This window comes from Haloarcula sp. K1, from assembly GCF_001647155.1.
Classification (GTDB): domain Archaea; phylum Halobacteriota; class Halobacteria; order Halobacteriales; family Haloarculaceae; genus Haloarcula; species Haloarcula hispanica.
In genome coordinates this window covers 15967-34026 of record NZ_LRHL01000042.1, presented here as the reverse complement: position 1 = coordinate 34026, position 18060 = coordinate 15967, and the positions used below count along the sequence as shown (strand labels likewise).

Sequence of the window (18060 nt, the reverse complement as noted above, 5' to 3'; positions counted from 1 at the left end):
GCTTGAACACCAAAGTCCCGAATAGACAAGTATACGATTCCTTATAAATTTGTGAATTGATCGTCACAACTGAAAGGAACAGGCCACTAATTTGTTCGACAGATATCGAAACTAACATCGACCTAAGAGGAAAATAATTGTTGACGTACTAATAATATAAGGGGCTTCCGTATTCAGGTAGATACCCCATATTATGTATATAGAGACACTCATACCACTGATTCTCTATTCCAAGATTATGTTATATGCTAGCATGTAAGTCTGGGAAAGAGTTTTGAGGGTCTCTGGAGAAGCTAGCGATGTGAAAGCTATGACAGGGGACACACATCTTCGGGCGGAACTGTATCTTCGTGGAGATACCTACGGCACGTTCGACGCTCAACAGCAGGTGCTCAATCGGGTCAAGCGACTGGAGGCCAATGGCGTGTTCAGCGAGTCGATGGTCGCCGGTGAGTGGCAGCGGATCAGGACGATGGCGGAGGACAAGCGGTCGGAAGCCATCCAGACTTACGAGGAGTTCACAGACTGGGCAGGCCAGAACGGCCACTCGCTCGAACCGGCCTTCGAACGACGGAATCGGAGCTACGTCGGGATGGACCGCGTCGACGACGTCGTCGTGTTCCCAGTCGTCTCGCTGGCGATCTACGACGGCGACGACCTGGAGGGCGTGTTCCCGTGTTCGGACGACGAACGGACCTACACCGTCGGTGACGCGCTGGAGGCCTTCGAGCGCGGCGACGAGCACTGGCTTGCACAGTTCGACTCGCTGTCGGTCGACCGAACCGACCCGTTGCTAGAACCGGGTGTCGACGCGACGATTTAACCGCGTAGCGCGTCGACCGGTTCTTCGCTCGCTGCTTTCCAGGCCGGATACAGGCCGCTGACGATGCTCGTCAGCACCCCAAAGGTGAACGCCGCGCCGACGTACCAGGCGTTTGGCAGCCTGAAGACCGCCATCGCATCGCCGACGGCGTAGTGGTTTATCGCCAGCCCGGCTCCGACACTCAGAATGACACCAGCGATGCCGCCGAGGAACCCGAGCAGCGTCGCTTCCATCAACATCACTTTGAGGACGTCCCGCTTCTGGTAGCCGACCGCTCTGAGGACGCCGATTTCCTCCCGGCGTTCGACGGTGGACATCAGCATGACGTTGAGAATCGAGATACCGGCGACGAGCAGCGAGATCGATGCGATGCCGGCGAGGACGGTGTTGATTATCTGGAACTGCTCCTCGATGGTATCGACGAGAGAGCCCAGTTCCTGAACGAAGACCCGCTCCTCGCGGTCGTTGAGAGAGTTACGTATCCCCATGGCTGTTTCGTTGGCCTGCGTCCCAGTGGACTCGATAACGTACACTTCCGAGTAGCCACGCTGGCTGAACGACGTAGCCGGCATGATGATTCGGTTGTCGGGGTTCGTCGAGGAGAACGGGTCGCCTTCTTCGAGCACGGCCCGGATGCGGACGCTGGTCCCGTTGACAGTGATCTGGCTCCCGGGATGCAGGTCGTGCTCCTCCGCGACGTCTGACCCGACGAGGGCACCGGACCGGAACGGCGAGACCCGTCCCTCCTTGGCCTCGTACAACGCCGCCGGGTCCTCGACGCCGTATATTTGTTCCCTGACTGCGTCCTCGCGGTTGTACGACACCGGCTCAATGCGAGTCTTTACCGGCGAGACAGTCGCTGTCGGGCTTGCCTCTCTGCGGATCGTACGGATATCGCGTTCGGTGAGTTCAGTGATGTTTTCGCCAGAGTTCGGGTACACCGTGAGCTGGTTGCCGACGTTGCCGAGGTTCTGGGTGAACGAGTACTGGAGCGCGACGCCGAACATCCCCAACGAAGCGATGGCGACGACGCCGATGACGATACCCAGCGACGCCAGCAACGACCGCATCTTCGTCCGCGTGAGGTTGCGACGCGCCATCAGTGCGGCCGGGAAGAACCTACCCGCCATTCTTCCGTTCCCTCCCGATGGTGCCGTCGACCAGATGGACGGTCCGGTCGACGTATTCGTTGACCAGGTCGTCGTGGGTGACTGCGACGATTGCCACGTCGTCCTCGTCGGCGATGCGGCGGAACTCGTCGAGTATCTGCCGTCCGGTTTCGCTGTCGAGGTTACCCGTCGGCTCGTCGGCGAGTACGACCTTCGGGCTGTTGATGAGCGAGCGCGCGATGGCGACGCGCTGCTTCTGGCCACCGGAGAGTTCGTCGGGCTTGTGGTCGAGTCGGTCACCGAGTCCAAGCCGTTCCAGAAGCGTTCTGGCCCGTTTTGTGACTTTCGGGTCACTGTCCAACAGCAGGGGCACCTCGACGTTCTCGACGGCAGTCAGCGTCGGCAGGAGATAGAAGTGCTGGAACACGAACCCGATCGTTCGCTTGCGGAGCGCGGTCCGCTTGCTGTCGCCGAGTCCGGTCACGTCCTGCCCCTCCAGCAAGACGGTCCCTTCCGTCGGCGTATCAAGTAGTCCGAGGATGTTCAGTAGGGTCGTTTTGCCACTGCCGCTGGGCCCCATAATCGAGACGAACTCGCCGGCTTCGAGGGCGAAGTCGATACCCGCCAGTGCGTAGAGGGTCTGGCCGCCGGTACGGTAGCGCTTGACCAGTCCCTGTGCGTCGATGACCGTCATACCTCGATATCGTCGTCACTGCGGCGGTAGCGGCGCACGAGGACACCGACGACGACCAGTAGCGCCAGACCACCGGCGACGAACACCGGCAGCATGCTGTTCTGGTCACCACCTTCGCTGTCACCGTCCTGCTCCGGCTGTGGTGCCATACCGCCCAACCGGTCGAGATCGACGTCGAACGTCTGTCGCTTCCGCGTGTCGTCGACGAGGTACGTCACTTCCAGTGGCACCGACGTGACGTTCCCCTCCGTTCGGGCGTACACGTCGAAGGAGACGAAGTCGCTGGCCGGGACCGTGCCGACGAAGTAGTCGCGGTTCGGCGTCGCCGGAGTGACGGTTTCAGTATTGACGACACTCACGAGGACGCTGTCCGCATCCGTCGACCCGACGTTGCTTGCACTTCCGGAAATCTGCAGTCGACCGCCCTGTCTGACCACGTCCAGACCGGTAAGATCTATCGTTCCCGGGACGGACCGGAGCGTCGTTTCGGTGGTCGTCTGCTCCGTTTCGGTTCCGAGTTCGTAGTTGGCCGTGACGGTGACGTCCGCCCGGGGCTCGTCCATCGTGGCGTTCAGCCGCACCTGCCGGGTCGTACTGGCCGAGATGTTCTCGAGCAGTACGCGCTGGAACGACGCGTTCTCGGACGTTGCACTGATCATGACATCAGAGAGCGGAGCGTTGCCCCCGTTGGAGACGGCGACCCGTAGCGCGCGGTCGGTGCCGCTACCGACTGCAGTCGTATCGAGTTCCACGCTGTTCCGGAGCGGGTCCGACTCGATGACTGTCGTCCGAGTCGTGTTGCGAGTGGTATCCCCGTCAACGGTGTAGCTGATCGTTGCAGTCAGCGAGTGTTCGCCGGCGGATTCAGGACGGAACCGGAACGGGGCTGTAATCGAGCCGTTCTCTGCGACGCTTGACCGGACTGTCCGACTGTTTGTCATCTTGACGCCATCGCCTTCGACGACAATCTCAACGTTCGTTATCTGGGTGTCGAGCCCGTTTGCGACGGTGACCTCGCCGGTCGACTCAACGCCGGCGACAGAGTCGTTGGCCGTGATATCTACCTGCGGGTGACGCTCTTTGACGTTTAGCTTCACCGGGTATCTGAGTTCGACGTTCTCGCCCGTCCCGCGGTCACGGCCGTACACGATGACGCGGAGGTCTTTGCTGCCGGACGAATCAAACGATGCAGTCAGGGGTACTTCCAGCGTACTGCCCGGCGCAATCGAGCCCAGATTCGAGACGCGCTCGTATTCTGTGATTCCTCTGCCGCCCGACTTCCGGATCGCGATGTCGTTGATTTCGAGGGGCGCGTCGCTACTCTCTAGGTTTCGGACAGTCGTGTCGAACGTGACGGTTTCACCCGGTGCTGGTGACGACGGCGACACCTCGACGTTCGATATCGACGCGTTGACGCTCGCGCCGGCGACTGAAAGCGGAAGCGAGCCGACGACGACTAAGCAGGCGAGTACAGCCACACCGTGGCGCATCACGCAGTCACCTCTACCTGCAGTAGTCGTATGCCGGTCCAACCACTCCTCGGGAGGATGCTATCGGGGACCATTACCATGTGCGCCGGTCTGTTCCGGTCGATGTTAAATATGCTGCATATCTCTCGTACGGGCTGGTGTCGCTATGTCCCTCCCGGGAGTGGGAAGGGGCGACACCAGCCCGTATCAGTGGGAAACTGCTATCACAACGCCACCCCCAGCGGTGGACATGCGCGTCATCTGTGCCGGCCACGTCAACTGGGACGTGACGCTCCACGTCGACCACTTCCCGAAGCCCGACGGCGAGGGGCGCATCACCGACCGGTCACAGTCCAGCGGAGGGAGCGCGTCGAATGCGGCCGTCGCACTCGCCGGGCTTGATGCGGACCCGCTGGTCCTCGGGAGCGTCGGCCGGGATGACCACGGTACCATGGCTCGGCGCGAACTGGCGGCGGCCGGCGTCGAGACGCTACTGGTCGAGTCGGACGAACCGACGGCGGTGAAATACCTCATCGTGGACGAGAACGGCGGCGTCGCGGTGCTTGGAAACGACGGGGCCAACGAGGCGTTCTGTGCGTCGGATCTCCCGGCCGAGACCCTGGCCGAGGCAGACCACCTCCATCTGACCGGCCAGGACCCCGCGACGGCTGCGACGCTCGCCCGCGACGCCGCGGCCGCGGACGTCCCGGTGAGCTTCGACCCCGGCCGTCGGCTCCCATACCGCGATTACTCGGCGGTGCTCTCACACGCGGATCTCCTGTTTTGCAACGACCGGGAGGCCGACCACGCCGAGGACAGCGGCCTTTTCGACACAGTGCCGACGGTCGTCGTCAAACACGGGGACTGCGGCGCGACAGCCTATATCGACGACCGGACAGTCACGAACGCCGGGTATCCCATAGAATCTGTGGACACCGCAGGCGCGGGGGACGCGTTCGCCGCCGGGTACCTTCTCGCCAGTGCAGAGGAGACCAATCCGGAACGGGCGCTCGCAGTCGCCAACGCCTGTGGCGCGCTCGCAGCGCAGTCACCCGGCGCACAGACGACACTCGACTGGGAGTCTGTGTGGGAGCTTGTCGACAGCGGGCAATCGCCCGAGACGGCCTAATCCGCCTGTATCTCCTCGACGAGCCGCTCGAACTGCTGGCGGTACTGGGCTTCGGCACGAGCGGCGGCGAGGCCGGACTCGTCGGCGAAGACCGCCTCGAAGCCGGCCATCCGCCACAGGAGCGTCGAGAGCTGGTAGAGGGGCCGTCGCCGCTCGTAGCCCTCGTCGAACTCCATCGGGCGCATCTCCTGATACCCCTCGTGGAACACCGTCCGAAGCGAATCGCGCAGCTCCGGGTCCTGAAACGACGAGTCGATGAAGAGGAATTCGGTCTGTGCGAGGTTGTACTCCGGCAGCGCCGCGAGCACGTCCTGCCAGTCGAGGACGGCCGTAATCGGCGCATCCGCCGTCTGCTCGAACATCAGGTTCGCCGGCCTGAAATCGTCGTGTACCAGCCGCGGAACGCCGTCCTCGGGCACCATACTCAGGGCCGGTTCGATACAGTCCCACGCCCGGTCTGTCATGTCCTCGAAGGGCGTCCCGTCGAGATGAGAGAGGTGGGATCTGGTGAGACTCTCGAAGTACTCCCGCCAGTTACCCATCCAGTCACTCACGATGATCCGGTCGTCGTGGAGCGTGAGTCGGCCGAACGCCTCGAATCCGATCTCAGAGTGCATATCGCCGAGAATCCGACCGGACTGGGCTAGCACCCGCCGTCGGTCCTCGGTCGAAAGCCCGGCGAACTCTTCGGCCAGGTTCTCGCCGTGGATGCGTTCGGTGACAAAATACGGCGGCACGTCGGCGTCGGGGTCGTCCTCGTAGACGAGGATGCGTGGAACAGGGACGTCGGTCCGGGCGGCGACGAAGTCGTGGAGACAGGGTTCGACGGCGAACGGGACATCGCCCTGTGGCTTGAATTTCACGACCACCTCGTACGCCTCGCCCTTGTGGCGTAGCGTTACCATGTAGACATCGCTCTGGTGGCCCCCACCCGGTGTCTCGAACTGAAACCCCTCGTAATCCGGGCCCGACTCTGTCAGCACGGCTTCGATGTCCTGTTCCGGAGTCTGCACTGGCGTACCATATAGCGGGCGAGCAAATAAATCTGTCAATCCCGTCGTGGACAGCACTGATACCCGATTCGGGCGTTGTCGGTCGACCCGGTTCGGACGCTGTCAGTCGCCGTCTCCGCGCTACCAGGAGTGGAACGGTGAGACTTGTTTCGTCCCGTCAGTCACTTCGAATCGTGCGCCGCCGGCCCTGCTCTCAGTCACCGAGATGTCCCAGCCGTGGGCGTCGATTATCTGCGTTACGATAGACAGGCCAAGGCCGGTGTCACTCCCTGAAAAGCTGTCTACCGAGAGAAGGGAGTCTAGTTCATCGGAGGGGATGCCGGGACCGTCATCAGCGACGTAGAAGCCGGTCACGCGGCCCTCGGTTCGCTCGTCTGCAGTGTCTATCTCGGCTGTCCCGTCGTCGAGAATCGGACCGACCCAGACGGTCACGTCGTCGCCCGCGTGGTCCGCCGCGTTCCGAAAGAGGTTCTCGAACACCTGTTTGAGGCGGTTCTGGTCACCGAACACCGGGGCGGACCCTTCGACCCGCAGCGTTGCGTCAGCCGTTCTGGCCATCTCCCAGGTCTGTTCGACAATGGTATCGAGCGAAATGGCGGTTCGGTCTTCGACCGCATACCCCTTCTTTGCGAGGGTCAGCAGGTCGTCGATGAGCGCTTCCATGCGAGCCACACCTTCCTCCGCATCTTCGAGATGGGACAGGTCGCCGGTCTCTCGCACGAGTTCGAGTCGCCCCTCGACGACGTGGAGGGGATTTCTGAGGTCGTGGGAGACGACGCCGATGAACTGTTCCATCCGGTCGCGCTGGACGCGGAGGTCGTGCTCGCGCTCGGCTTTCTGCAGTGCCGCCTGGACGTGCGTCGCGTACATCCGGGCGAGTCGAAGCGTTTCGCCGTCAAACGTAACGGGGGCGAGGGACCCGATGTTGATAACGCCGTACTCGGCAAGCGGCAGGATGATCTCGCTGCTGACGGGCGAGTTCTCGTTGTACTGGCGCTGCTCGTCGTCGAGTTCCGAGTACGTCCGAACTTCGTCCTGCTCGAACGCCTCCCACGAGAGACTGTTGCCGGGCCGGTAGGTGACCGGCCAGTCGAATACCTCGTCCGCCCGCTCCGTCGACGCCGCCAACTGCAGTTCCGACGCGTCGCTGTCATACAGCCACAGCGCTCCGAGTGGCACGTCGAACACAGACGAAATCCCCGACATTGCGATCTCGCATATCTCACGCTCGGACTCCGCAGCCATCAACTGCTGTGTTACGGCCTCGAACGAATCGAGATCGAATGCGACCATTAACTCCCCACCCATCCCGTATAATTCATGCAACCGTATATATAAAACGCGGTGATCTCGTGTCAGTGATACGTAGCATAGCGTCGTCGGTCCGCCGATGTCGCGGGACCTTTGTATCCACAGTCCTCAGGGAGCGGTATGCGAACGGTCGAAATCGACGGCCTCCCGGTGGGTGATGGGCACCCGACACGCGTCATGAGCGTGTTGAACATGAGTTCGAACTCCGGGTACAAGCCGAGCGTGTATCTGGACCCCGCGGAAGCCGCCGACGCAATCGAGGAGAACCTCGTCCCCGCCGGCGCAGACATCATCGACGTCGGCCTCCAGTCGGCCAACCCCAAGTACGAGTCCAAGCCGGTCGAGATGGAGAAAGACCGGCTCGAAGAGGTCGCGCCGCTCGTCGACGAACTCGACGCTGACGTGCCGCTGTCGCTCGAAACTCGGTACGCCGAGGTCGCCGAGGAGGCCATCGGCCACGGGTTTGACCTTATCAACGACGTGTGTGGCTTCGCCGACCCGGAGATGAAAGGTGTCGTCGAAGACCACGACATGCCGGTCGTCAAGATGGCCAGTCCGCCGGACCTGGCCCGGCCCGGCGCGCTGAAGAGCATCGACGACATCTTCGAGGCGCTCCAGCGGGACGGGTTCACGGACAAGACAATCATCGACCCCGCTTTCGGTGGCTGGTACGACGGCAAGGAGTTCGAGGACAACTGGGAGATGTTCCGCCGCCTCCGGGAGTTCCGCGCCTTCGACAGACCGATGCTCACGGCGACCAACCGCGAGGACTTCCTCGGTGACCTGGCCGACCAGCCCGAGACGGAGAACCAACTCGCCGTGTCACTGGCTGCGGCGACGATGGAAGTCGAACGCGGGGCCCACATCATCCGAACGCACGACACACGCGAGACCCACGACGTGGTCAAGGTGGCCGACGCGCTCGGCGACGAGCGGACGACGCGTGCCGAAACTGAGCCCGGCCCCACCGTGGCGGAACTGACCGACGTGACGCTGCGGGAGGTGGCCCGGCATCAGGCCCTCGGCGAGACGGTCGCCGGCGGCACCGACGACGGCGCGACGCTGACGTTCCTGCTCGGTGACCTGACCGACGACGCACGGGCAAGTCTCCGGGCCGTCGCCGAGGTGACCGACGTGGTAGTCGTCGAGAAAGACAGCGGCAGCCTCTACGTCGGCGGCGCCGCGGTAGCACTGAAAGTGGTCGCCGACAGCCTCGCCGAAGACGGCCACCGCGAACTCGCCGGCGAGTTGCGAGCGTCGCTATCGCGGCGTGTGTAGGTGGCGCGACTGGGCCGACTGCAGCGATGCCCACACAGTCCGGTGCAACAATACTGGCCGTCGGTGGCTGTTCATCGGAACGAGGAAATCACGCGGCTCTCTCCATCAGGGAATAGGACCGACCACGGGTCACTAGCCACGCATCAAATGCATGACCTCATCGACCACAGCAGGTTCGACAGCGACGACGTAGCTGCTCCCCGGTGTCAGGGTCGTGTCAGCACGAGCGATTCGCTCACCGTTCGCGTCGGACACGACGAGGGTTCCCTCGGGAAAGCGGACATCTGAGAGGGGTTTTCCGGCGGCCGGGGCGTCGTCAGCAACGCGGATGAGCATGATATCGAGGTTGCCCGTCACGTCGGCGAGCGTCTGGACATCACTCCCTATGATTTCGTTGGCTGCCACCCTCGAGCCGGCCCGTTCGGGAAAGACCACCGCGTCGACAAATCGGGTGTATGACTCCCCGCCAGTGCGGTCGATACGGGCGACCGTTCGGATGTCGGGTGTCAACTCTGCAGCAGCTAAACAGACCGCGAGATTTAGCCCTGTTTCACCCGTAAGCGCGGCAATTACGTCCGCTCGCTCAAGGCCTGCCTGTTCGATGATATCCGGATTTGTCGCGTCACCCTGGATAACAGTCGCTATCCATTGATCGGCGATATCCGAGACAATCCGGTCATCGCGTTCGATTATCGTCACGTCGTGACCGCGGTCAGCGAGTATCTCGGCTGTTTGGAAACCGACGCGTCCACCGCCAGCGATGATAATGTCGAGGTCACTAGTCATGGTTAGTCTTCAGCTTCAGGTGTTATTTCAGTGGCGGCAGCCGCCTGTTCGCGGTCCGATTGCTCTCTCACACGTTTAAGCGCGAAATACACGAGGGCTCCGAGCAGAATCCACGCCATGCTGAGTGCCAACGCCAATGGATCTGTTCGGAGCAGGTACTCCACGAGCACCCCTGTTAGAAGCAGATTGAGCGCGATACCAATCAGTGGCGGCGCCGGGTAGAACGGCATCTCGTACGGCCGGTTCATGTTCGGGCGCTCCCTGCGGAGTCTGATGACGGCGACGTTGACGATGACGAACGACAACAGGAAAAACAGGCTCGACATGTTGCCAGCACTTTGTGTCGGCAGTGCCACTGACCCGAGCATCACGACTGCGCTGGCGAGGATTGCGACGAACGGCGTCCCGTAGCGGTGGTGAATCTGGCCGATCGACGGGAGCAACTGTCCCTCACGTCCCATCGAGAACGCCACGCGTGACGACGCGATGACGACTGCGTTGAGGGCGGTGAGTGTCGAGAACACGGCCCCGAAAACAATGAGTGCACCACCGTTCTGGATAATCGGTAATCCGGTCGGCATGAACGATGTGGCTGCCGTGGCGATGCCCGCCTCGCCGGCGTCGGCGAGTCCTTGAGCCCCGAGCGTGCCGACGGCGACGGTCACAACTGCCAGATAGACGACAACCGTAACAGCGAGACTGATGAATATCGCCTTGGGGATGTTTTCACGCGGGTTCTGTACCTCCTCGGTGACGGTGGTGATGAGGTCGTACCCCTCGAAGGCGATGAAGGTTAGCCCCATCGCCGGCAGAACCGCGGCCGCCCCGCTGCTCTGTGGAAACAGCGGCTGGAATTCGGCCCCGGAGAACATCGGAGACGCGAGTCCGAACGCGACGAACACCACCAGAATGGAGACTTTGATGATGGTGAAAATCGTCTCGACACTGCCGCTGGCGGCCGTCGAGACGGCGTTGAGCGCCACCAAACCGAGTACCGCCACGAACGCCAGCAGGAAGGCCAGCGGGAGCGCCGCGTCGATGACTGGAACCGCGACAGCCCCCACTTGATCCGGTGGCGGGACCACACCATAGACGTGCAGCAATTCGAGAAAGTTCGGTGCAAAACCCAGCGCATACAGCGCCCCCGCAATCATGTAGGCAAACCAGAGCATCCAGCCCATGATGAACGAGGCGAAGTCGTCGAATATCTCTCGCACGAAGGCGTATCCACCGCCGCTTTTCGGAATCGAGGCGGCAAGTTCCGCATACGAGAGTCCTGTGAACGCTGTGACGACGCCATTCAACGCAAAGACAAGAATCGCTGCCGGACCAGCGATTTCGGCAGCCAGTCCTGTCAGCACAAAGATACCGGCCCCGATCATCGCTCCCATCCCAATCATCGTCGCGTCAAGTAACCCGAGTTCAGCCTCGGGCGACCGCGTCTGGCTCTTGCTCATTGCGTTCTGGTTGTAACTGGCGCGCTGTCCATCGTACGCTGTATGTGCTTCGCTCGGTCCATTTGAGTACCGGGGTGAGTTCTCCTATTGTAAGAACTGTGAGGGGATTTCATTAAGCCTTCTGTCGGGTGACCTCGGATATAACCAGCTGTGTTCCCGCTCGGTTAGAACTGGCGGGGCATTGAAGATGGCACGTTGTCAACAGTACGCTAATGGCCCGGACAAAGCGATTCATCATCGCCGGCGGTGGACGTGTCGGGAAACAGACCGCCGAGAACCTCGTCGATCAGGGTCACGACGTACTGTTGATCGAGTCCGACGAGGAGCGCGTGGAGGCGCTGTCAGATGCGTATATCGGGCCGGTCATCCACGGTGACGCCACGCGACCGTCGATTCTGCAACAGGCTAACTTAGCTGAGGCCGACGCTATCGCCGCGCTCACCGACGAACCGGGCACGAACCTCGCTATCTGCATGGAGGCCCAGCAGTATGCGCCCTCGATTCGGACCATCGCAAGAGCGGAGACGGAGGCGGACCATGAGTACGACGAAGTCGTTGACGCGACGCTGCTACCCGAGTATCTCGGTGGGGACCACGCGGCTGATATCCTGACCGGTGAAGACATCCGGACGCTCGTCTATCCGACTGCTGACCTCGATATCATCAAGGTGACGGTCGCCCCGTCGGCTCCTGTGGCGGGGCGTCGTCTCGACGAAATTGCGCTTCCGTCCGGCAGCCTGCTGATCTCGACGGCGGACCGAACGGAACTCGCGGGAGCTGATACGGTTCTGGAGGCTGAGGAGCAGTATATTCTCGCTGTCGAAACCGATGTCGTCGACGAAGTGTTGAAGCTCATGCGCGGGTAGCAGTCCGAATTGTCGGCGCACCGTCTATCGTCCCTTGATATTTATTCATATTCGAAACAGTGGATACACACGCTTAACAGCGAGTGGATTCTCCAACCACTATGAGCAGTGAGTCCACAGACGAGGGTCTCCTCGCCCACGTAATTCTCCCTGTCGCTACTGCAGACGATGCGCTGGCGACAGCGAAAGCGCTTAAACCGTACAAGCCGAGTAATGTGACCACGCTTCATGTCGTAGAAAAGGGCGGTGGCGTCCCTGACAAGACGCCGGTCGAACAATCCGAAGACTTAGCCGAGGAATCGTACGCGGCCGTCCGATCCGTATTCCCTGACGCCGACGACCACACAGCCTACGGTCGAGATGTCGTGGAAAAAATATTCGAGGCCGCTGACGAAGTGGACGCCAGCGCCATTGCCTATCGGTCCCGTGGTGGGAACCGGCTCATGCAGTTTCTCGCCGGTGATCACTCTCTGAAACTGGTGACCAAGGCGGACCGTCCCGTCATCGCCCTCCCCCGAGTGGATGAGACATGAGTGAGGAAGACCTCGCGAAAGACCTCGGGCCACTGGCGGCCCTGACCATCGGTGTCGGGACGATGATCGGCGCGGGCATCTTCGTCCTGCCGGGAGAGGCCATCCTCAAGGCCGGGTCATTCGCATCGGTAGCGTTCGTTCTGGGCGGTATCATCGCCATGTTCACAGCACTGTCGGCCAGCGAACTCGGCACTGCGATGCCCCGGTCGGGTGGGGCCTACTACTACGTCAATCACGCGCTGGGACCGATGTTCGGGTCGGTCGCTGGCTGGGCCAACTGGCTCGGACTAGCCTTTGCCAGCGCCTTCTACATGGTCGGGTTCGGCCGATATATTGCCCGCATCTTCGGCCTCTCCGGCAGTGTCGGTGTCGGCCCGGTATCGATTACCGTGGTAAAACTAGTGGCACTCGCCGGCGGCGCCTTCTTCGTCCTCATCAACTACGTCGGTGCGAAGGAGACCGGCCGGCTTCAGAACATCATCGTCGTCCTGCTAATTGGTATCCTCACGGTATTTACCTTCCTCGGGACGCTCCGAGCGGAACCGTCGAACCTCCCGGCCGCGACGGACGTGGTCACCACCTTAGAGACGACGGGCCTCATCTTCGTTTCCTATCTCGGATTCGTCCAGATTACGAGCGTGGCCGAGGAGATCAAAGACCCCGGAAAGAACCTTCCGCGGGCAGTCATCGGCAGCGTCGTTATCGTGACCGTCATCTACGCGCTCGTGCTGGTGATCATGAGTGCGGCCGTCCCGCAAGGATTTATCGCAGATATCATCAGTTCCGATGCCGAGAACCCAATCGCTGTCGTCGAGGTCGGGAGCTACATCCAGGGGGCCGCAATGGGAGGTGCGCTCCTGTTCGGCGGCTTGCTGGCTACCGCCTCCAGTGCGAACGCCTCTATCCTCGCGTCCTCGCGTATCAACTTCGCAATGGGACGTGACCGGATCGTTACACCGGCCCTCAACGAGATACACCCCCGCTACGGGACGCCGTACAGAGCCATCGGCATCACTGGCGGTCTGATTCTCCTGTTTATTGTCATCGGAGACTTGACGCTGCTTTCGGGTGCTGCATCGGGACTTCATCTCATCATCTACGGGTTGCTGAACCTCGCACTCATCGTCATGCGCTACGTGAACCCCGAGGAATACACGCCCGACTTCGTCGTTCCACTGTATCCGCTCTTGCCGATTCTCGGCGTCGTGCTCTCCTTTGCGTTGCTGGTGTTCGTTGCCGGAGACGCACTGTTGCTTTCGTTTGGTATCGCCGCCGCGGCGGTACTATGGTACGGACTCTATGCCCGCTCACGCACCGAAAAACAGGGTATTCTCTCGAAACACATCATTTCACGGTCCGACGAGATGCCCGACGCGGCCGTCAGCGCGGCCGCCGGCGTCCAGCCTGATGGCGGTCAGTATCGCGTGATGGTGCCACTGGCCAATCCCGCACACGAACAGGAACTCATCACGCTCGCCAGCGCAATCGCTAAACAGCGAGGCGGGAGAGTAATTGCCACCCACATCGTCACGGTCCCGGACCAGACGGCGCTCTCAGCCGCGGCCGGCCGAAGCGACGAAATAGACAAGAGCTCACAGCAACTGCTAGACAACGCTCGAGCGGACGCTGAAACGTTCGGCGTCGACGTTGAGACACACACTATCCTATCACACAAATCATACGAGGCCATCTTCGATGCCGCCCGCACACACACCGCCGACCTCGTCGTGATGGGGTGGGGGCCGGACTCACACGGTTCACCAGGGCGTGCGGAATCGGCCATAGACGAGCTCACGGAAGCAGTCCCCTGTGACTTCCTCGTCCTCCGTGACCGCGGATTCGACCCCTCGCACATCCTGCTCCCGACGGCTGGTGGGCCGGACTCTGAGCTGTCAGCTGCCACTGCAAAGTTGCTGCAGTCCGAATACGACTCCAAAGTGACACTGCTCAACGTTAACGACAACCGTGAGGCAGGCAAGCAGTTCCTCGAAGAGTGGGCGGTCGAACAAGGGCTAGAAGACGCCGAATTCCTCGTCAAATCTGGTGACGTCGAGACGGCTATTGTGAATGCCGCTGATGACGCCACGCTCTTGCTCCTTGGCGCGACTGAGGAAGGGTTACTTCGCCGACTCGTCTCCAAATCGCTCGTACTGGATATTGTCGACGACGTGGAGTGTACGGTCTTGCTGGCAGAGAAACACCGCGACCGTGGTCTGATCGAGCGACTCTTCTGAGTCCGGATTTCACATCTTCATCGAGACGCTTGCTACGCTGTCGCTCTTGATCGATTGTGTCGGCACTCTCACTCCGAAAACGACGGTTCAGTCGGGACTACAACGCCAAACGACTCCAGCGGTTCGCTGGTATCCAGTCTCGGGCGGGTACAGAGAGACTTGCTGCTGGACAGGGCTTTGTAACTCTCTGTCAGCGAAGCCATGGGCCAGGCACATCAGCCGTTTTGTTTCCGCTTTTCAGACCAGTTCGTCGTGGAGGTCGTGGAACGACCTGATGGTCAGGTCCGGCTCGCCGGCGAAGGCGTCCCACGGGCCGTCATCGCGGTTGACCCAGACGCCTTGCATCCCGGCGTGCATCGCACCGTACACGTCGAAATAGCCCGCGGTGACGTGGGCGATTTCCTCGATTTCGGTCTCCGTTCTCTCTGCCGCATGACGGTACAGTTCGGCCGCCGGCTTGAACGTCTGGATCTCGTCGGCGCTGACGGTGTCTTCGAGCAGACCGCCGATGCCGGCGAAGTCGACCATCGATTCGAGCATCTCGGGGTTGCCGTTCGAGACGACATAGAGGTCGTAGCCGGCGTCGTAGAGCCTGTTCATGCCGTCCCGTACGTCGTCGAACACGTCGAGTTCGTGGTAGACCGCGAGAATCTCGTCGCGCTCCTCCGTCGTGATGTCGACGCCGTGGGCGTCCAGCGCGTACTGGAGCGCATCGCGATTCATCTCGTAGAACGGCTTGTAGGCGTCGATCTGGTTGGCGAGGAAGGTGTACGCCAGCGAACGGGAGCGCCAGAGCCGGGACACCGGCCGGGGGTCGTCCACCCGGTCGGCGAGGGCCTTTTGCGCCGCTTCGACATCAACGATGGTGCTGTACGAGTCAAAGGTAATCGTCGTCACGCGGTCCGGGTCGAACGGCATAGGCACCCGTAGAAGCGGCGGCCTCATATAGCCGGTCGCCGAGTCGAGCGTCCAGCCGTCCGGTACGGGCCCACTCACAGCTTCACATGTGACGTGACCGGTCCCCGCTCAGTGCACGGACATCTCGGACAGGACGCTGCCACAGTACACGGCGATGATGATGAGCAGGATGCCGACGGCACCGGGAGGTCTTCGAGCGTCAGCGACACCAAGTAGAAAGCCAGGCCGTAGCCGACGACGACACCGGGTAGCCCCTCCTGAGGCGTGGCGACCCGGTCACCGTCCCGTGAATAAACCGCGGACAACGGGCGACACTCCCCCTCTCATGTGGCTTTATCTCCCGTGCGGCCGCACTGCGAGCCATGTCTCAGGTACGTACGTTCCAGTCGCTGACAGGCGTCCAGCTAGTCATCGCTCGACGCGTGGAGGGCGACAGATGACAGCGCGAGACGTGTATCTCCCGGTCGCGGCACAGCCGTCGGTCGACACGCTGGTCGAGATGAGTCAGCAGGCCGAGGACAGTGGCTACGACCGGGTCTGGCTCCCGGAGACGTGGGGGCGGGACGCGGTGACGACGCTGACTAGCATCGCCGAGCACACGTCGACGGTCGGTCTCGGGTCCTCGATTCTGAACGTGTACTCGCGGTCGCCGGCGCTGCTCGGCCAGACTGCGGCGACGCTGCAGGAGGTTTCGGACGGCCGCTTCCGCGCCGGTGTTGGCCCGTCGGGCCCTATCGTCATCGAAGGCTGGCACGGCCGTGAGTTCGAGAATCCGCTCAAGTACACGCGGGAGACCGTCGACATCATGAAACTGGTGCTCTCCGGGGAGACCGTCGACTACGACGGGGACATCTTTTCGCTGTCCGGGTTCCGACTGCGCTGTGAGCCGCCCGAACCCGCGCCGCCCGTAGACGCCGGCGGCCTCGGCCCGAAATCGGTCGAACTCGCCGGTCGCTTCGCCGACGGCTGGCACGCGCTGATGCTGACCGCCGACGGCCTCCGAGACCGACTGGAAGACTTCGAGCGCGGAGCGGATCTCGGCGACCGCGACCGGTCAGACCAGCGGGTGACGCTGTCGCTGACGTGCTGTGCGATGGACGACCGGGAGCAGGCCCGCGAACTGGCCCGTCAGCACGTCGCGTTCTACATCGGCGGTATGGGGACGTTCTACCGCGACGCGCTGGCCCGCCAGGGGTACGAGGACACCGCTTACGAGATCGCCGAGCAGTGGGGATCGGGCGACAAAGCGGCTGCCGTCGACGCGATCAGCGACGAGCTACTGGACAGCATCGCCGTCGCCGGTACGCCCGAGGATTGTCGCGACCACATCACACAGTTCGAAGACATCGATGGCGTGGACGCGATCAACATCTCGTTCCCCCGCGCTGCCGAACCGGACACTATCGACACGACCATCGACGTGTTAGCGCCCTGAGTCGGGGCGTCGTTTTCAGTCGGTAGCGACTGGCTCGATGTCGTCACGTCGGCCGTCGAGCACGTCGAAGCGCTCGCCGCGGCGCTGTTCTAGCCAGTGGAGCAGGCGCTCGGCCCAGCGGAGTTTCTGTCGCTTTTCCGCAGTCACGGACGGGTCGTCGAAGTCCCAGCCGGGGAACACCAGCGCGGCAGCGCCGAAGTGGTCCGCGAGGAACGCGGCGCGGTCGCCGTCGGTGAAACCGCCGTAGTTGCGGACCGGCGGGGCGGGGGCCGCCTGTGTCGTCGGCACGACGAACTCGCTGTCGTAAGTCGGAATGTGTGTCTCCAGTGCGGGGATGTTGTCGCCGTGGGCGTGGGCGACGACCGGCGTCCCGTCGGCGGTCAGTTCTCGGCCGGTACCGGCGTTCTTATCCAGGTCCGTGACCATGCAGTCGATGGCCACACCTTCCGTCTGGAGGCGGTCGGCGGCCGTGGAGGCCGCGAAGACCACGTCAGCATCGACTGCCCGGTCGGCCTCGGCTTCGAGTGATGGGCCGGCCCCGGCGACGGCAACCATTGCGCCGTCGAGTTCGAGTCGCGCCGGGTCGTACGTGCTGTCGTCGCCGAGCAGGTCTCCGAACCGGTCGCGGGCACGCTCGTCGCCATCACGAGGATAGCCGAAATCGTCGAGGATATCCTCGTACACTGGTTCCCAGGTGTGAAATTCCATCTGTTGTCAGACACCACGGAGTGGACGTGCTTCTGTCTTGTTCACCGAGCCAGTCATACCGCTTTCACACTACCAACGTCCCACAGCGTAGCTGTCGCTATCGAATTCGTGTCCAGATAAACCGAGTTGAGCCGAAATGGCACGTCCGTGTACCCCTACCCGGGTGCCCTTTCGGCTTTCACCCCTTTCTTTCGAGGCCTCCGGTATAAGTTTTCTCTTACCGTCAGACATGGAGGACAGGCGTCACAAGCCCGAGGACTTGTTACGTTGGAAACACGAGTCAGTAGTCCACGACAG

General features: G+C 62.0%; 16 protein-coding genes and 1 pseudogene. 7 read left to right on the top strand and 10 right to left on the bottom strand.

The window, feature by feature from the left end; translation table 11 throughout:
- Positions 1-310: 310 nt before the first annotated feature.
- Complete coding sequence (locus AV929_RS12580; RefSeq protein WP_050037760.1) at positions 311-823, top strand: HTH domain-containing protein; 513 nt, start codon at positions 311-313, stop codon at positions 821-823.
- Here the strand turns inward: AV929_RS12580 and AV929_RS12575 are convergent.
- Genes AV929_RS12575 through AV929_RS12565 form a run of 3 tightly spaced genes read right to left on the bottom strand, consistent with a single transcriptional unit; the run spans position 820 to position 4116 of the window.
- Complete coding sequence (locus AV929_RS12575) at positions 820-1953, bottom strand: ABC transporter permease (RefSeq protein ID WP_014039909.1); 1134 nt, start codon at positions 1951-1953, stop codon at positions 820-822. The genes AV929_RS12580 and AV929_RS12575 overlap by 4 nt on opposite strands.
- Positions 1943-2626 (bottom strand): ABC transporter ATP-binding protein, encoded by a 684-nt coding sequence (locus AV929_RS12570; protein ID WP_014039908.1) that lies wholly within the window; start codon positions 2624-2626, stop codon positions 1943-1945. The genes AV929_RS12575 and AV929_RS12570 overlap by 11 nt, the downstream gene beginning before the upstream one ends.
- Positions 2623-4116 carry a hypothetical protein gene (locus tag AV929_RS12565; protein WP_064288424.1) on the bottom strand — a complete coding sequence of 498 codons (1494 nt, stop codon included), beginning with the start codon at positions 4114-4116 and terminating at the stop codon, positions 2623-2625. The genes AV929_RS12570 and AV929_RS12565 overlap by 4 nt, the downstream gene beginning before the upstream one ends.
- A gap of 229 nt (positions 4117-4345) precedes the next feature.
- Between AV929_RS12565 and AV929_RS12560 the strand changes: the two genes are divergently transcribed.
- The gene (locus AV929_RS12560) at positions 4346-5224 is read left to right on the top strand and encodes a carbohydrate kinase family protein (RefSeq protein WP_044951743.1); all 879 of its coding nucleotides are present in this window, start codon (positions 4346-4348) and stop codon (positions 5222-5224) included.
- Here the strand turns inward: AV929_RS12560 and AV929_RS12555 are convergent.
- Entirely contained in the window at positions 5221-6237 is a 1017-nt protein-coding gene (locus AV929_RS12555) for a phosphotransferase family protein (RefSeq protein WP_064288423.1), read from the bottom strand. The two genes, AV929_RS12560 and AV929_RS12555, sit on opposite strands and share 4 nt — an antisense overlap.
- A gap of 120 nt (positions 6238-6357) precedes the next feature.
- Positions 6358-7530 (bottom strand): HAMP domain-containing sensor histidine kinase, encoded by a 1173-nt coding sequence (locus tag AV929_RS12550; protein ID WP_230458893.1) that lies wholly within the window; start codon positions 7528-7530, stop codon positions 6358-6360.
- A gap of 138 nt (positions 7531-7668) precedes the next feature.
- Between AV929_RS12550 and AV929_RS12545 the strand changes: the two genes are divergently transcribed.
- Positions 7669-8826 carry a dihydropteroate synthase gene (locus AV929_RS12545; protein WP_014039903.1) on the top strand — a complete coding sequence of 386 codons (1158 nt, stop codon included), beginning with the start codon at positions 7669-7671 and terminating at the stop codon, positions 8824-8826.
- Between the two features lie 132 nt (positions 8827-8958).
- Here AV929_RS12545 and AV929_RS12540 read toward each other — a convergent pair whose 3' ends face one another.
- Complete coding sequence (locus AV929_RS12540) at positions 8959-9612, bottom strand: TrkA family potassium uptake protein (RefSeq protein WP_050037758.1); 654 nt, start codon at positions 9610-9612, stop codon at positions 8959-8961.
- 2 nt (positions 9613-9614) lie between these two features.
- Complete coding sequence (locus AV929_RS12535) at positions 9615-11069, bottom strand: APC family permease (RefSeq protein ID WP_023843179.1); 1455 nt, start codon at positions 11067-11069, stop codon at positions 9615-9617.
- A gap of 212 nt (positions 11070-11281) precedes the next feature.
- Between AV929_RS12535 and AV929_RS12530 the strand changes: the two genes are divergently transcribed.
- The 3 genes from AV929_RS12530 (at position 11282) to AV929_RS12520 (ending at position 14702) form a co-directional block, all read left to right on the top strand.
- Positions 11282-11935 (top strand): TrkA family potassium uptake protein, encoded by a 654-nt coding sequence (locus AV929_RS12530; RefSeq protein WP_050006874.1) that lies wholly within the window; start codon positions 11282-11284, stop codon positions 11933-11935.
- Positions 11936-12036: 101 nt separating this feature from the next.
- Positions 12037-12468, top strand: a complete 432-nt coding sequence (locus tag AV929_RS12525; protein WP_050006875.1) for a universal stress protein — start codon at positions 12037-12039, stop codon at positions 12466-12468.
- On the top strand, positions 12465-14702 hold the full coding sequence (locus tag AV929_RS12520; RefSeq protein WP_064288421.1) for an amino acid permease: 2238 nt from the start codon (positions 12465-12467) through the stop codon (positions 14700-14702). Before AV929_RS12525 ends, AV929_RS12520 begins: the two co-directional genes overlap by 4 nt.
- 237 nt (positions 14703-14939) lie before the next feature.
- Here AV929_RS12520 and AV929_RS12515 read toward each other — a convergent pair whose 3' ends face one another.
- Entirely contained in the window at positions 14940-15620 is a 681-nt protein-coding gene (locus AV929_RS12515) for a haloacid dehalogenase type II (RefSeq protein ID WP_050006876.1), read from the bottom strand.
- A gap of 108 nt (positions 15621-15728) precedes the next feature.
- A pseudogene (locus tag AV929_RS22965) lies at positions 15729-15865 on the bottom strand (QacE family quaternary ammonium compound efflux SMR transporter); the annotation flags it as partial.
- A gap of 191 nt (positions 15866-16056) precedes the next feature.
- Here AV929_RS22965 and AV929_RS12510 point away from each other — a divergent pair.
- On the top strand, positions 16057-17055 hold the full coding sequence (locus AV929_RS12510) for a TIGR04024 family LLM class F420-dependent oxidoreductase (RefSeq protein WP_008310112.1): 999 nt from the start codon (positions 16057-16059) through the stop codon (positions 17053-17055).
- A gap of 15 nt (positions 17056-17070) precedes the next feature.
- Here AV929_RS12510 and AV929_RS12505 read toward each other — a convergent pair whose 3' ends face one another.
- Positions 17071-17763 (bottom strand): 6-hydroxymethylpterin diphosphokinase MptE-like protein, encoded by a 693-nt coding sequence (locus tag AV929_RS12505; protein ID WP_064288420.1) that lies wholly within the window; start codon positions 17761-17763, stop codon positions 17071-17073.
- Positions 17764-18060: the final 297 nt, after the last annotated feature.

Coding starts and splice junctions, on each gene's coding strand:
- AV929_RS12550 (WP_230458893.1), bottom strand. CDS start 7,530: ATGGTCGCATTCGATCTCGATTCGTTCGAGGCCGTAACACAGCAGTTG.
- AV929_RS12575 (WP_014039909.1), bottom strand. CDS start 1,953: ATGGCGGGTAGGTTCTTCCCGGCCGCACTGATGGCGCGTCGCAACCTC.
- AV929_RS12510 (WP_008310112.1), top strand. CDS start 16,057: ATGACAGCGCGAGACGTGTATCTCCCGGTCGCGGCACAGCCGTCGGTC.
- AV929_RS12535 (WP_023843179.1), bottom strand. CDS start 11,069: ATGAGCAAGAGCCAGACGCGGTCGCCCGAGGCTGAACTCGGGTTACTT.
- AV929_RS12560 (WP_044951743.1), top strand. CDS start 4,346: ATGCGCGTCATCTGTGCCGGCCACGTCAACTGGGACGTGACGCTCCAC.
- AV929_RS12580 (WP_050037760.1), top strand. CDS start 311: ATGACAGGGGACACACATCTTCGGGCGGAACTGTATCTTCGTGGAGAT.
- AV929_RS12570 (WP_014039908.1), bottom strand. CDS start 2,626: ATGACGGTCATCGACGCACAGGGACTGGTCAAGCGCTACCGTACCGGC.
- AV929_RS12545 (WP_014039903.1), top strand. CDS start 7,669: ATGCGAACGGTCGAAATCGACGGCCTCCCGGTGGGTGATGGGCACCCG.
- AV929_RS12525 (WP_050006875.1), top strand. CDS start 12,037: ATGAGCAGTGAGTCCACAGACGAGGGTCTCCTCGCCCACGTAATTCTC.
- AV929_RS12505 (WP_064288420.1), bottom strand. CDS start 17,763: ATGGAATTTCACACCTGGGAACCAGTGTACGAGGATATCCTCGACGAT.
- AV929_RS12565 (WP_064288424.1), bottom strand. CDS start 4,116: ATGCGCCACGGTGTGGCTGTACTCGCCTGCTTAGTCGTCGTCGGCTCG.
- AV929_RS12540 (WP_050037758.1), bottom strand. CDS start 9,612: ATGACTAGTGACCTCGACATTATCATCGCTGGCGGTGGACGCGTCGGT.
- AV929_RS12515 (WP_050006876.1), bottom strand. CDS start 15,620: ATGCCGTTCGACCCGGACCGCGTGACGACGATTACCTTTGACTCGTAC.
- AV929_RS12520 (WP_064288421.1), top strand. CDS start 12,465: ATGAGTGAGGAAGACCTCGCGAAAGACCTCGGGCCACTGGCGGCCCTG.
- AV929_RS12530 (WP_050006874.1), top strand. CDS start 11,282: ATGGCCCGGACAAAGCGATTCATCATCGCCGGCGGTGGACGTGTCGGG.